At 38.5% G+C, this 13346-nt stretch carries 13 protein-coding genes; 11 read left to right on the top strand and 2 right to left on the bottom strand.

Annotation, left to right across the window (positions count from 1 at the left end):
* Nucleotides 1-112: 112 nt before the first annotated feature.
* From PMAL9190_RS11950 to PMAL9190_RS11920, 7 genes are all read left to right on the top strand, one after another.
* On the top strand, nucleotides 113-982 hold the full coding sequence (locus tag PMAL9190_RS11950; RefSeq protein ID WP_065177149.1) for a MurR/RpiR family transcriptional regulator: 870 nt from the start codon (nucleotides 113-115) through the stop codon (nucleotides 980-982).
* 263 nt (nucleotides 983-1245) lie between these two features.
* On the top strand, nucleotides 1246-1962 hold the full coding sequence (locus PMAL9190_RS11945) for an N-acetylmannosamine-6-phosphate 2-epimerase (RefSeq protein WP_087845440.1): 717 nt from the start codon (nucleotides 1246-1248) through the stop codon (nucleotides 1960-1962).
* The gene (locus PMAL9190_RS11940; RefSeq protein WP_087845395.1) at nucleotides 1959-2852 is read left to right on the top strand and encodes an N-acetylmannosamine kinase; all 894 of its coding nucleotides are present in this window, start codon (nucleotides 1959-1961) and stop codon (nucleotides 2850-2852) included. Before PMAL9190_RS11945 ends, PMAL9190_RS11940 begins: the two co-directional genes overlap by 4 nt.
* 46 nt (nucleotides 2853-2898) lie before the next feature.
* The gene (locus PMAL9190_RS11935) at nucleotides 2899-4377 is read left to right on the top strand and encodes a sodium:solute symporter family protein (protein ID WP_087845439.1); all 1479 of its coding nucleotides are present in this window, start codon (nucleotides 2899-2901) and stop codon (nucleotides 4375-4377) included.
* 83 nt (nucleotides 4378-4460) lie between these two features.
* Nucleotides 4461-4925 carry an N-acetylneuraminate anomerase gene (gene nanQ, locus PMAL9190_RS11930; protein WP_087845394.1) on the top strand — a complete coding sequence of 155 codons (465 nt, stop codon included), beginning with the start codon at nucleotides 4461-4463 and terminating at the stop codon, nucleotides 4923-4925.
* A 158-nt stretch (nucleotides 4926-5083) separates the two neighbouring features.
* Entirely contained in the window at nucleotides 5084-5743 is a 660-nt protein-coding gene (locus PMAL9190_RS11925) for an HAD family hydrolase (RefSeq protein ID WP_087845393.1), read from the top strand.
* 2 nt (nucleotides 5744-5745) lie between these two features.
* Nucleotides 5746-5964 carry a TIGR02450 family Trp-rich protein gene (locus PMAL9190_RS11920; protein ID WP_087845392.1) on the top strand — a complete coding sequence of 73 codons (219 nt, stop codon included), beginning with the start codon at nucleotides 5746-5748 and terminating at the stop codon, nucleotides 5962-5964.
* Here PMAL9190_RS11920 and PMAL9190_RS11915 read toward each other — a convergent pair.
* Nucleotides 5961-6437: a methylated-DNA--[protein]-cysteine S-methyltransferase gene (locus PMAL9190_RS11915; protein ID WP_087845391.1), complete on the bottom strand. Its 477-nt coding sequence runs from the start codon at nucleotides 6435-6437 to the stop codon at nucleotides 5961-5963. The genes PMAL9190_RS11920 and PMAL9190_RS11915 overlap by 4 nt on opposite strands.
* 66 nt (nucleotides 6438-6503) lie before the next feature.
* A complete protein-coding gene (locus tag PMAL9190_RS11910) occupies nucleotides 6504-7424 on the bottom strand; it encodes a M14 family metallopeptidase (protein ID WP_087845390.1) in 921 nt (306 codons plus the stop codon).
* 245 nt (nucleotides 7425-7669) lie between these two features.
* Between PMAL9190_RS11910 and PMAL9190_RS11905 the strand changes: the two genes are divergently transcribed.
* From PMAL9190_RS11905 to PMAL9190_RS11890, 4 genes are all read left to right on the top strand, one after another.
* Nucleotides 7670-8206 (top strand): Dps family protein, encoded by a 537-nt coding sequence (locus tag PMAL9190_RS11905; RefSeq protein WP_087845389.1) that lies wholly within the window; start codon nucleotides 7670-7672, stop codon nucleotides 8204-8206.
* Between the two features lie 490 nt (nucleotides 8207-8696).
* A complete protein-coding gene (locus tag PMAL9190_RS11900; protein WP_087845388.1) occupies nucleotides 8697-11540 on the top strand; it encodes a xanthine dehydrogenase family protein molybdopterin-binding subunit in 2844 nt (947 codons plus the stop codon).
* Nucleotides 11537-12067: a (2Fe-2S)-binding protein gene (locus PMAL9190_RS11895; protein WP_065168745.1), complete on the top strand. Its 531-nt coding sequence runs from the start codon at nucleotides 11537-11539 to the stop codon at nucleotides 12065-12067. Before PMAL9190_RS11900 ends, PMAL9190_RS11895 begins: the two co-directional genes overlap by 4 nt.
* Nucleotides 12064-13335: a cytochrome c gene (locus PMAL9190_RS11890; RefSeq protein ID WP_087845387.1), complete on the top strand. Its 1272-nt coding sequence runs from the start codon at nucleotides 12064-12066 to the stop codon at nucleotides 13333-13335. The genes PMAL9190_RS11895 and PMAL9190_RS11890 overlap by 4 nt, the downstream gene beginning before the upstream one ends.
* Nucleotides 13336-13346 lie beyond the last annotated feature (11 nt).

The following is a 13346-nucleotide window of genomic DNA, read 5'->3' as shown; positions in this document are numbered from 1 at the left end:
TTTATCGCTATTTTGAGTTGGAATGATGATTAGATTTGATTTTGGAGTAAAACTTCATAATGATAATATGATAAAAGTCGCTAGCTAAGCTGAATAAAGGCAAGGATAACGTATGAATGCAGCAACAGATGCTATTCAAGTAGGTAAAATTTTAGATACGTTAGGTAGTCTTCGTGATAGTTTGACACCATCGGCACGTCGTATCGCTGATTATGTATTAGCGCAACCTCAGTATGTCACTGAGCTTTCAATTGCAGAACTTGCACAACAAGCTAACGTTGGCGAAGCCAGTATTATTCGTTTTTGTAGAGGACTTCATTTTAAAGGTTTTCAAGATCTTAAAATGAAGTTAGCGATTGAAGTTGCAACGCCTCATGACACTGAAAAACATATGCTTGATACTGAGTTAACCCCTGAGGATAATGCTGAACATATCGGCCGTAAGTTACAGCAAACCATTAATAATGTATTGGGCGAAACACTTAACTTACTGGATTTTTCTGAATTAGAAGCCGTTGCGCGTGCTTTTCAGCAGCAACAGCGGATTTATTTTTTTGGCGTGGGTTCATCAGGTATTACCGCAGAAGATGCCAAAAATAAATTAATGCGAATTGGTTTTGATGTCGATGCATTAACTAATAATCATTTTATGTATATGAAAGCGGCATTATTGACTGCTAATGATATTGCGATTGGCATTAGCCATTCTGGAACCTCAAAAGAGACGATTAAAGCATTGGCATTAGCGAAAGAGTGCGGTGCGATAACTGTGGCATTAACACACAACCCTTTATCACCGTTGGCTGAATTGTCGGATTATGTGTTAATTAACGGTAATAGACAGGGGCAATTGCAAGGTGACTCTATTGGTACTAAAATAACACAACTGTTTGTATTAGATATACTTTATACGTTATTAGTTCGTGATAACCCTGAGCATACACGCCAGCAGAAGTATAAAACAACCCAAGCATTAGATTAAATAATTACTGGAAATACCATTAAGGCCGCATTTAAATGTGGCCTTTTTTTATGGCGATAATTAGCTTTTATGGTTGTTTGTTAGATATTAAATGCAACGAATGAATTATTTTTAACTGTGATTAATATCGTAATTTGGCCGTTATTTTAGATAAAGAGTGTGCAATATCTCTCTATTTAAGCAGTTCATTATTGCGCCACTCCAACGTTAACGACATTATGGAGTCAAACTTCACAATGTTGATATTTTTGGAGCTAACGATCATGGTTAAGCGTTCACAAACACTTCTTGCACATATAAATAATGGTTTTATATCTTCTTGTCAGCCTGTTGATGGCAGCCCAATGGATCAACCTCTGATTGTATCGGCTATGGCGCAATCATCGATTTTAGGTGGTGCTGCGGGGTTACGTATTGAAGGTATTGCGAATTTACAAGCAACACGACCACATGTTGATGTACCTATTATTGGTATTGTTAAACGAGATTTGAACGACTCAGCGGTAAGAATAACACCTTTCGTGCAGGATGTAGCCGATCTTGCTGCCGCTGGTGCTGACATTATCGCGATTGACGGAACTCAACGTCAACGCCCAGAAACGGTTGAAAATCTAATTAATGCTATTCACCAACATGGTTGTTTGGCTATGGCTGATTGCGCGACTTTGGCTGATGGTGATATCTGCCACCAACTAGGAGCCGACATTATTGGCTCAACACTATCGGGTTATACTGGTGGTGACGTTCCCACTGAACCTGATTTAGCACTTGTCATGGCTTTTCATCAACGTGGCTATTTTGTCATGGCAGAAGGGCGCTATAACTCGCCATTATTAGCAGCGCAAGCAATAACAGCAGGGGCCAATTGCGTTACTGTTGGTTCAGCAATCACTCGCATTGAACATATTTGCCAATGGTTTAAAGACGCAGTAAATACAGCAGCAACTGTAACAGAATTACCAGCGAAGGATATCGCATGAGCGTTTGTTTAGCGGTTGATATTGGCGGTACGAAAATAGCAGCGGCATTAGTCGATTGTGAAACTAATCATATTATTGAACGATGCCAAATAGCGACACCCCAATCACAACAGCCGGCTATTTTGTCAGCTGCATTAGCGTCATTATTAAGACCATTTATCAACCAAGCAAATTTTGTCGCAATCGCGTCAACAGGCATTATTGATAACGGTATTTTAACCGCTTTAAACCCTGATAATTTAGGCGGTTTAAATAAGTTTGAATTAGTCGATCAAATTCAGCACATCACACAATTACCAACTTATGCAATGAATGATGCTCAAGCGGCTGCGTGGTATGAATATATTTCGCTTACACCTAATAATAATATTAATAATATGCTGTTTATTACCGTTTCGACTGGTATTGGCGGCGGTTTAGTATTGAATCAACAGCTACAAACTGGTGCACGTGGAATTAGTGGTCATATTGGACATACGGTAGTAAATGCAAATGGGCCTATGTGTGGTTGTGGCCGTCAAGGATGCATTGAAAAAGTCGCTTCAGGTACGGCAATTGGTGAAATTGGGTCGTTATTATTTGATTGCTTATACAGTGGACAAGAGGTCTATCAACTGGCACTTAAAGGTAATAGTGACGCGTTAAATATTATTCACTCTTCAGCTGCAGCTGTTGCTGAATTAATTGCTAATCTGACCATTACATTAGATCTCGATAGTGTTGTTATCGGGGGGAGTGTTGGTCTTGCTCCAAATTATTGTCATTACATTCAACAATATCTAAATGAAAAACCAGCACTTTATCGACCTCATATTATTCTTGCTCAATCAGGAGCAGACGCAGGTTTATTAGGTGCTGCAAGTTGGTTTGCACAACAACAAAGTCATTAATAATAATTTAAATATTTTATCTCAACCCCTACATGGTGAGGCTTATATGGAAATTCAAGCATTTGGTACGCTAAATTATATCGTGCTGTTCGCATATTTAATTGGTGTAATGTTGGTGGGGGTTTATTTTGCCCGCCGTCAAAAATCAGCAGATGATTATTTTAAAGCAGGTGGCCGAATACCTGGCTGGGCTGCAGGTGTTAGTGTGTTTGCAACTACATTAAGTTCGATTACTTTTATGTCTATTCCAGCTAAGGCTTACACATCAGATTGGACATTTCTTGTTGGACAGTATTTAGCGATTCTTATTCTTCCTATCGTATTTTATTTTTATATTCCTTTTTTTAGAAAACTCAATCTTACCTCTGTTTATGAATATTTAGAGCGTCGTTTTGATATTAAAATGCGATTATTTGCCAGTATGTCATTTATGTTATTCCATATTGGTCGTATTGCGATTATCACGTACTTAACCGCACTAGCATTAATGCCTTTTGTAAATATTGATCCATTAACCATCGTATTTTTAATTGGTGTGTTATGCATTGTATATACCTTCTTAGGTGGTATTGAAGGGGTTATTTGGACCGATGTTATTCAAGGGATTATGTTATCAGTTGCTGCAGTATTAATATTTGTCACTATCTGTTTCCATGTTGATGGTGGCGTGTCTGAAGTATTCCGCCTAAGTGCTGAGCAAGATAAATACTTCCCTAGTTCAAGTTTTGAATGGAGTTGGACTAACAGCACCTTACCTGTATTAATGATTGGTTTCTTGTTTGCTAACTTGCAGCAATTTACGGCAAGTCAAGATGTGGTGCAGCGCTATATTGTGACTGATTCAATTGAAGAAACGAAGAAAACGTTACTCACTAACGCGAAACTTGTTGCTTGTGTTCCGGTATTCTTCTTTGCTATTGGTTCAGCTTTATATGCTTTCTATAGCCAAAATCCACAGTTAATACCTGAGAATTTTAATACTGGTGGTATTCTGCCTTTCTATGTCATTTCACAAATGCCAGCAGGTATTGCAGGATTGATCATTGCCGCCATTTTTGCTGCATCACAATCAAGTATTTCAAGTAGTTTAAATAGTATTTCTGCATGTTACACCATGGATATTTATAACCGCTTTGGCGAAGAAAAAAATATCCAGCAAAGTTTTAATACCGCACGTATTGTAACGGTTATTGCAGGCGTATTAGGTGTTGCTGCCTCGGTATACTTAATTAAAAGTAATGAAAGCCAATTATGGGATGCGTTTAACAGCTTAATTGGTTTAATGGGTGGGCCGATGACTGGTCTATTTATGCTAGGTATCTTTGTCCGCCGTGCAAATGCAGGCAGTGCGTTATGTGGTGTGATTGCAGCGGTTGCCTCAATTCTATTTGTACGCGGTTTTACTGACTTGAACTTCTTCTTCTATGGTGTGATTGGTACTTTAATGGTGGTGATAGTGGGCTTTATTACGGCACCATTCTTTAAAAGTAAATCGACTCAAGAGCTTGATTTAGTTACTGAATAATAATCGACTGGTTATAAATAAACGTAAAACAAAGCGGAGAAGATAGGTGCTTGTCCGCTTTTTATTTTTTAAAGGATAAGACAATGATTTTTGGTGAAATCAAACAACCGTTACACACATTACCAATGGCTTTTCAGCAAGCGATACATTTTATTAATAGTAATGATATGGCAGTACTGGAAAATGGTCGTCATGAGATAGATGGTGATCGTATTTTTGCTAATGTGATGAGCTTTGAAACTCAAGATGCCGCTAATAAACAAGGTGAAGTGCATCAGCAATATATTGATTTTCAATACCTGATCAGTGGCGAAGAGCGGATTGATGTGTCACTTAATTTAATGGATTGCATTCCTGCTACAGATTATGACAGTGATAATGATTTTACATTAGTTGAAACCATGCCCAATACCAGCTCCTTATTATTAAAGCCGGGAATGTTTTTAGCTATTTTTCCACAGCAGCCACATAAACCCGGTTGTGTGATTACAGCGCCGATGGTGATTAAAAAAGTAGTGATTAAAATCCATAAAGACTGTTTATCGTGATTGATTAATACAACTAAAACGTCAAGCTACTGTTTATTAAGTAGCTTGACTAAGTAGCAGGTCGTGATCATTCTCGCTGAATTTACTGCTGATAATTGCAATTGCATGCATATGTTCTTACACTGGTTAGTGTGGTTTTGCTGATAACGGAGAATGGTATGCAGACGCCGATCCCTTGCAATATGATTAACGGTGTTATTTTTGATTTAGATAATACACTTGTAAGCTCAGCATTAGATTTTGACTGGCTACGCCAACAATTAGGCTGTTCGGCTGATACTGATTTGTTGCAATATATTGATGAGATACCAAACATTTCTTTACGCAAACAATTACAACAAACAGTGATTGATTATGAATTAGCAGATGCCCGCCAATCTACTGTTATGCCTCAATGCCAACAATTATTGTCTTATCTTAAGCAACAAAACATTCCGACAGCAGTGGTAACACGCAATTGTGCTCAAGCAGCAATATTGAAGATAAATCACCATAAACTGCAATTTAAGCATATTGTTTCACGTGAAGACTTTGCACCTAAACCGGCTCCTGATGCTTTAGTTTATATTGCCAAGCAGTGGCAATTAGATCCTCAAAACATACTCTATGTTGGTGATTATGTTTATGATCTACAAGCTGCTTACCGTGCTAACATGCCATCATGTTTAGTGACTAATGGTGAGAATTTACCGTTTACTCAACAAGCATCAATTGTGATTCAAAGCTTAGGCGGCTTGATAAAGATTTTACGGCAACAAGCATATATGTTATCGCAAGAGCGTGATAGGGTAGAGTGTAATACCCAGTCAGGAAATTAATTATGGCTAATCCAGTGAATCCTAAAGCATTGTTGCACAGTAAATGGACCAAAGTGGTGGTGGATAATAAAGAAAAGCATTTTGAGATTGTTACGGTATTATTTAATGAAAATCAGCAAGTTGAAAAGTGTGTAATTCAAGCAGTAATGACTAATCGACTTTATGATATTGAGTGGCAAGAGTTAAAGAATGATCAGATTTGGCTTATCGGCTGGAATTAAACATTTGCTGCTTCAAGTGCTAATAATGTTTGTTTATTGTCTAATCCGCCAGCATAACCGGTTAATTTGCCATTTTTGCCAATCACACGATGACATGGAATAACGATTGATAAGGGATTTTTACTGTTTGCCATGCCCACTGCTTGGCAAGCTTTGGGATTACCAATAGTGATAGCGAGCTGTTGATAGCTCCAATGGCTGCCATACGGAATCGTTTGTAATGCTTGCCAAACCCGTTGCTGAAAATCAGTACCTTGCGGTGCTAACGGTAAATTAAATTGGTGGCGTATACCTGCAAAATATTGTTGTAATTGCAATTCACATTCAGTTAAAAGAGGGTGTTGCGGCGAGTAGAGCGCAGTCTCAACCGTTGGTGTTTGGTGCTGATATAAAATAGCCGTTAGTGCACTATCTGTGGCATATAGCGTTAAACAGCCCAATGGTGTGTCTATGGTGTGGTAATAAGTCGACATAATAAAAACCTTCGCGCTATAGCTTTATTATCAACCATAGCGCGATTAATTATGAGTAAAAACAGCTTATTGGTGTTGTTTTAAATACTCAAGAGCACCCACGATCGCAGCAACTTGCGCCATATTACATTCATCATCAGTAACACGTGGGCTATCAGGATAAACTTCGGTAGTTGAGGTGTATTCTGCACCGGTTACGCTAGCACATAAACCTAATGCTTTTAATGGATAATTAATCACCCCTTCTTGAGTAATTGGCTCACCAATAATATTACCTTCACTATCTGCTGGTGCAATATGGGTGACATGACGAACAGAATCAATAATGGCTTTTTGAAAAGCATCTTGAGGATTTTCACTGTCGCCAACACCATAAAAACCATCCGGTACGATATCTGGAATATATTCTTTACCGTCGCGTGCTGCTAATGCTGGTCTAAACTCACTTTCATCGCTGTCAGTTGTCTCATGTAAATCAAGATGCATTAGAAAATGTGTTTGTTGGGCTTGGACTAATTGCATTAATGCTGCCGATTCTTCTGCTGGGCTATTAGCATAAAATGAACGGTTAGGATCAACCGCATTGGGATTCCAGCGATTAATCGTTTCATATCCCCATGGACTAACACAAGGCACGACTAAAATATTAAAGTCAGCACTGTATTGTTCAGCTTTAAGCGCTAGAAAAGCTAATGCGCCATGAACACCGCTGGTTTCATAACCATGAATACCTCCAGTAATCAGCACTGTTGGTTTGGTTTTATTCCAATGATGGCTTTTAATTGCGAAAAGGGGGTATTTGTCTGGCGCGTAAGATAATGCGCCGTATTGTTCAACATCGAACTTTTCACTTAATGCGAGAATTTTAGAAACAACTTGCTCTAGATAACTACGTTTAATAGTGGTTTGTGCTAACCACTCCGCTTTTTCTGTTGCACCCCATTTTATTCCAGGTGCACCGATTGCGTATCTTACTGAATTATTCATTGTAGTACCTATTGATTATTATTGATGCGTTTACTTTCAGAGGGTAAACAGCTTGTAATATTTAAGCAAATTTTGATGTCAAAGAAAGAGTAAAAATTATAAGTATACTGAAATAGAGTTGCCGTTATTAACGGAGAAGAAAGCAAAGTTAGGTTGCATTAATCTGCTGGTAGATACTATTGTCATACAAATCTATTGGCCTATAGTAACTGCGTCCATAAATTGTTTTTATAAAGGAAAAGACGATGAGTACTACAATCTTGAATGACGTTCAAATTGAAGATGCTAAACAACACCTTACTCGTCCTCTAGCCACACCTACAGATTTATGTGTAGACGCGACTAAAGAGATCAGTGGTGCGTTAACTGCAATTTTAGCTGATGTATATGCTATTTATATGAAGACCAAAAATTTCCATTGGCATATGAGTGGTGCTCACTTCCGTGATTATCATTTAATGCTAGATGAGCAAAGCGCACAATTGTTTGCAATGACCGATGATATTGCTGAACGAGCACGTAAAATTGGTGGTCGTACAATACGTTCAATTGGTGAAATTTCGCGTATGCAGCGTATTTTGGATAATGATGCTGAGTATGTTGAACCTGCAGATATGCTTGCTGAGTTGTGCGAAGACAATAAACAATTAGCCGCGGAACTTCGTGCTGCTCATATATTATGTGATGAACGTAATGACTTCTCTTCAGTGAGTATGATTGATAATTGGATTGATGAAACCGAACGCCGTGTCTGGTTTCTTTATGAATCATACCGTCATTGAGTGATGTGATATTTATTAAATATTAATGTTAAAGGATAGATTTAAGGATCTATCCTTTTTTTATTTGGTAAATAGTGTTTGAAAATAAATAATAGGTTATTAAATTGATAACTTATTAATCAATATTTATCGGTTTTTTTATTGTTTTTTAGAGCTGTGACACTTGGCATTTTAAAATATGAATAAAAGAGAGATGATATATTAATTATATTGCCGTTTTTATTTGTGGTTATGACTGCCTTCCTTTTTTTTACACTCTCACGTTGAATATGTATTCATGGTTAAGGTTTTAATTGGTTGTTATTTATGCTTGTTGTGAGTATAAAATAGCACTGATAAAGCATGTTTATTGTGTGGGTCACTATTTTATAAAAATATAATTATCGTTTTTTATAGTTACTATTGATTGTCGATAGTAATAAATAAAAAATAGTTTTCGATTATTAAATAATCTATAAAAAATATAATTAAAATGGAAAAGGAGTCTGTCATGTCAATGGAACTTTCTAGAAGGAGTTTTATTAAGCATGGTATCATCGCTGGTATTTGTGTTTATACCGTCCCCGCTTTAGCTAGATTTAATCTTAATTTAGATGGTAGTAATAGTTTAGTTGCTCCAGAGTTAGCATCATCTTGGAAATCTAATTTTAAAGTTCGCTTCCGTAGTGATGCTATTGCTAAAGTAACCGGTGAAAAAGTATATGGTCGTGATTTACGTTCAACCGATATTGATGGCTGGCCAAGTCAACAATCATGGGCGTATTATATTCGTTTAAATCGTGCCGATCGTATTTATCAAGATGTTGATTTAAGTCTATTACCGGCGAATGCTCAGCCGAGTAAAATAGTTACTGCTGCAACATTAAAACAAGACAATGTTGAATTGCCACCATTTTATGGCACCAATATGTTAGCCACTGCAGGAGCAATGCCTGATTATATTGGTCAAGCGGCAATGCTACTTATTTTTGATGATTTTCTTAGTTATCATCGTGCTAAAAATATGCTGCAATTTAATACCGAAATAATTAAATATGGTAAGCAGCAACCATTAGTGGCTACGAGTAAAGATCCTTGGGGTGTATGGCGAATTACGCGTGAACAAGGTAATGCGGAGGGGATCCTACCTGATAAATATAGCCCATTACAAAATGGGGTTAATTTCCCTAATTATGTTGACCATAAGCCTTTTTGGCCTCGGGCCGACCGTTTGGGTACGCCATTACAACAACAAATGGCCGTTGCAGAAGATATTCAAACTAGCCTTGCTGATGATAATAATTTTGTTTTAAAACGTGACTATCAAACTCAGTTTATTGATCCAATGTTTATGGAGCCGGAGTGCTTTAATGGTTGGTTTGATAGTAAAACTCAAACAATGCACACCATTCCTTCTTCGCAATCACCAAATAACTTTTTTGGCTTTGCAACCTCAATGCTGACCAAAGGTCCGCTTGCAGGTAAAGTTAAAAATTTAGTGGTTCATTCACCATTTATTGGCGGTGGATTTGGTGGCAAGGACCACTCAATATTGCCTTTTTATGGCTTGTTAGCCGCGATGTACTGTGATCATCCGGTACGAATGGCAAACGATCGTTTTGAACAGTTTCAAGCGGGGTTAAAACGCCATCCATTTATGATGACCAATCAGTTAGCGATAGATAAAACTACCGGTAAGTTCCAAGGTATTGTCAGTAATATGGAACTTGATGGTGGCGGCCGTGAAAACTTTAGTTCTGTGGTCGCGGAGGTCGGCGCAAGTGCCTTGCAATCTATTTATTATTTCCCTAAAAATGATATTACAGCTGTCGCTAATGTCTCTGAAAATCCAGCATCAGGCTCGATGCGTGGGTTTGGTACTTTGCAGACCATGTCAGCAATGGAAATGATGGTTAATGAAGCGGCCCAATTACTCAATATTGATCCGATTGATTTACGATTACGCAATGTCATTAAAACAGGCCAACTTAACACCCAAGGTGCTGTGCCAACCAGTACCGAACATTATGCTGAAATACTTACTCAAGCTCAGCAACATGAAATGTGGGTTAATCGGCATCAACGTCGTAAACAATATGAAGCTAAACACCCCAACAAGCTTTTTGGTACTGGGTTTGCTATTTGCACTAAAGATTATGGAGCCGGTGATGATGCGCCTGCAACTTATATTGAGTTAGATAAAAGCGGCCGTATAGTAATGGGGATCTCTGCCGTAGAAATTGGTACGGGAGCGCAAACTTCTCAAGCTGCAGTGTTGGTTGATTATTTTGGTCGTCCGGCAGATACCATTAATCTTGCGGAAGTGCATGGTTGGGATCCTCTGCAAATGTTTAATACCCAATCTCCGTTTACGATGAGCCAAGCTTATCAAGATAAAATGCAACAAAATCCCCGTTGGACACCAACTATTCCCTACGCCTCCTCTGCATCGACATCAGCTTATTTTCAATCAAAAGCAACTGAAAATGCCGCGAAAGTTATTTTTGAATATGGTTTATGGCCTGCTGCAAAAGCGATTTGGAGCAAGTTGTATTACAGCGGTGATCTGGCTGCGATGGATTTCGGTGCTATGGAAGATGCGGTCTGGGTTGATGGTAAGTTAAGTGCCAAAGGTATGGAGCCACTGCCACTTGATATGTTAGCTCAACATGTACATCAGCGAGGTCTAGTTACAGCCGCCATGGTACATACTTTTAATCGTTGGGGGTGGGTTGAAGCTGAATTTACTGTTGAAGGACAAAAACAAACGTATCAATTAGATGCAATGGCGATTAAATATGGTCATGGTGCAGATGCTAATAAGAAAAAATTAATGGCCAGTAATGGCTGGCATTTATTGGATCGTAATAAAGTTAATTACCCAGCGACATCATTAAATAACGCAATGGTGGTGTATTACGCACCATGTGCAACTTTAGTTGAATTAGCGGTAGAAAAAGGTTCTGGAAAGGTTGAAATCATTGCAACTCAAACTTGGCTAGATGCAGGTAAGGTGATCGTCAAAGAACTGGTTGAAGGTCAAATTGAAGGTGGTTTGGTGATGGGGATTGGGCATGCATTGCACGAATACTTACCACCAGGTGAAGAAGGCCCTGGTAATGGTACTTGGAATCTCAATCGTTATCAGGTGCCACTAGCGACTGATGTTGGTGTATGGCAGATGAACCATACTATTTTGCCAGCTTTTAATCATTCAGATCAGCGTAAAGGTATTGCTGAAGTAGTGATGATCCCAATTGTCGCCGCTGTTACCGAAGCACTGTACCAAATTACCAATAAACGTTTTTACCATCTACCTGTTACCGCCGCTGATATTAAGGAAGCACTCGTATGATCTCTGTAACTATGACAATTAATGGCAATGTTGTCGGTCCAATTGACGTTGATGAATCAGTTAAAATGATCGATTTTTTGCATGAATACCAAGGGTTAACAGGGACTAAGTTTGGTTGCGGTATTGGAGTGTGTCATGCCTGTTCTATTATTGTGGATGATGCAGATGGTGGCTCGCATACTGAACGTACTTGTATCAATGGCGTTGGTAACTTTAATGGTAAAAAACTGCGTACCATCGAAGGCCATGCTAAGCGTAATTTAATGGGACAAATTACGGCACTAAGTCCTGTACAACAGACATTTGTTGATCATTTTTCTTTTCAATGTGGTTGGTGTACATCTGGCTTTGTGAATGAGTCAACAGTGCTAGTTGAGCAATTAGCAAAACAGCCTGTCGAGAAAGATCAGGTTGAGAATGTGATCGAAAATGCACTTAAGAAGCATATTTGTCGTTGTTCTGGTTACCGCAAATATTATGTTGGCCTACGTGATTTAGTTCTTTCACAGCCGGGGTTAGTCAAATGAAACCAAATCTAAAAGTCAGCGTAATTAGCGGGTTACTCTTAAGTTCTAATATGGTCTGTGCACAAGCACCATCAACGGATGTTCAAGCGCCATTGCCTAAAAATATGGCACAATTGATCGCACAAGGTAAGTATTTAGCTGCTGCTGGTGATTGCAGTGGTTGTCATACTATTGCTACAGGTCAAGCCTATGGCGGTGGGCGTGCATTTGAAACACCCTTTGGAACATTATATTCAACCAATATTAGTAGTGATAAACAACACGGTATTGGCAAATATAGTTATCAGCAATTTGTTGATGCTGTTCGTAATGGTGTCGCCCCTAAAGGTAATTTATACCCTGCAATGCCTTATGCATCGTATCACCGAATTGATGATCATGACATGCACGCGTTATATGCCTATTTCATGCACACCAAGCCTGCGACACAGCCCAATAGAGTAAATGGTATTGGTTTTCCGTTTAATATACGCATGGGCTTAAAGCTCTGGAATTTAGTTGGTTTTGATAAGGCAAGCTTCACACCAACTGTTGATAAAAGTCCACTTTGGAACCGAGGTAAGTATTTAGTTCAGGGGTTAGGCCATTGTGGTGAATGTCATACTCCACGTAATTTTATGATGGCAACAGAGCAAGATCATGCACTTGAAGGAGCAGTGGTAAATAACCTTAACGCGCCTAATATTACCGCCAAAAACCTCACTCAAGAACATTGGACATTTCATGATTTGGCCCAGTTTTTAAAAACAGGTCAATCAGCTAAAGGTACTGCGTTTGATGATATGTTTATTGTTGAAAAACATAGCTTAACGCAGCTAAATGATCATGATATTAGTGCAATAACCAGTTATTTATTGAATCAAGAACAGCCACAATCAAGCTTAGAGTCACAACCTAAAAAAGTAGCTTCAACTGTTCCAGAACATGATACTAAGTTACCAGGATACCGTATTTATATGGATAAGTGCTCTGGTTGTCATGGCATAAGTGGACAAGGGATCCCCAATGTTGCTCCGGCTTTAAAAAATAATGCCACTATTGGAAACAGCAATATTTTCAATACAGTTGCGGTATTAAATAATGGTATTAAGCGACAAAGTTACAGCCAAGAGCAAACCTATTATGCTATGCCTAGTTACAAAAATAGCTTGGATGATCAACAAATGGCTGATTTGATAACCTATTTACATCAGCACTTTGCTACGCATATGACGACCACAACCGCAGAGCAAGTCGCCGCGATTAAAAAGCAATTAGCTTCTCAATAAGCATAATATTA

The organism is Photobacterium malacitanum (assembly GCF_900185615.1).
Lineage (GTDB): Bacteria > Pseudomonadota > Gammaproteobacteria > Enterobacterales > Vibrionaceae > Photobacterium > Photobacterium malacitanum.
The sequence above is the reverse complement of the archived record's forward strand: the minus strand, read 5'-3'. Positions and strand labels throughout refer to the sequence as shown.

Bases quoted from the DNA above. Each gene is read 5' to 3' on its own strand.
- PMAL9190_RS11950 (WP_065177149.1), top strand. From the start codon at position 113: ATGAATGCAGCAACAGATGCTATTCAAGTAGGTAAAATTTTAGATACG.
- PMAL9190_RS11945 (WP_087845440.1), top strand. From the start codon at position 1,246: ATGGTTAAGCGTTCACAAACACTTCTTGCACATATAAATAATGGTTTT.
- PMAL9190_RS11940 (WP_087845395.1), top strand. From the start codon at position 1,959: ATGAGCGTTTGTTTAGCGGTTGATATTGGCGGTACGAAAATAGCAGCG.
- PMAL9190_RS11935 (WP_087845439.1), top strand. From the start codon at position 2,899: ATGGAAATTCAAGCATTTGGTACGCTAAATTATATCGTGCTGTTCGCA.
- nanQ (WP_087845394.1), top strand. From the start codon at position 4,461: ATGATTTTTGGTGAAATCAAACAACCGTTACACACATTACCAATGGCT.
- PMAL9190_RS11925 (WP_087845393.1), top strand. From the start codon at position 5,084: ATGCAGACGCCGATCCCTTGCAATATGATTAACGGTGTTATTTTTGAT.
- PMAL9190_RS11920 (WP_087845392.1), top strand. From the start codon at position 5,746: ATGGCTAATCCAGTGAATCCTAAAGCATTGTTGCACAGTAAATGGACC.
- PMAL9190_RS11915 (WP_087845391.1), bottom strand. From the start codon at position 6,437: ATGTCGACTTATTACCACACCATAGACACACCATTGGGCTGTTTAACG.
- PMAL9190_RS11910 (WP_087845390.1), bottom strand. From the start codon at position 7,424: ATGAATAATTCAGTAAGATACGCAATCGGTGCACCTGGAATAAAATGG.
- PMAL9190_RS11905 (WP_087845389.1), top strand. From the start codon at position 7,670: ATGAGTACTACAATCTTGAATGACGTTCAAATTGAAGATGCTAAACAA.
- PMAL9190_RS11900 (WP_087845388.1), top strand. From the start codon at position 8,697: ATGTCAATGGAACTTTCTAGAAGGAGTTTTATTAAGCATGGTATCATC.
- PMAL9190_RS11895 (WP_065168745.1), top strand. From the start codon at position 11,537: ATGATCTCTGTAACTATGACAATTAATGGCAATGTTGTCGGTCCAATT.
- PMAL9190_RS11890 (WP_087845387.1), top strand. From the start codon at position 12,064: ATGAAACCAAATCTAAAAGTCAGCGTAATTAGCGGGTTACTCTTAAGT.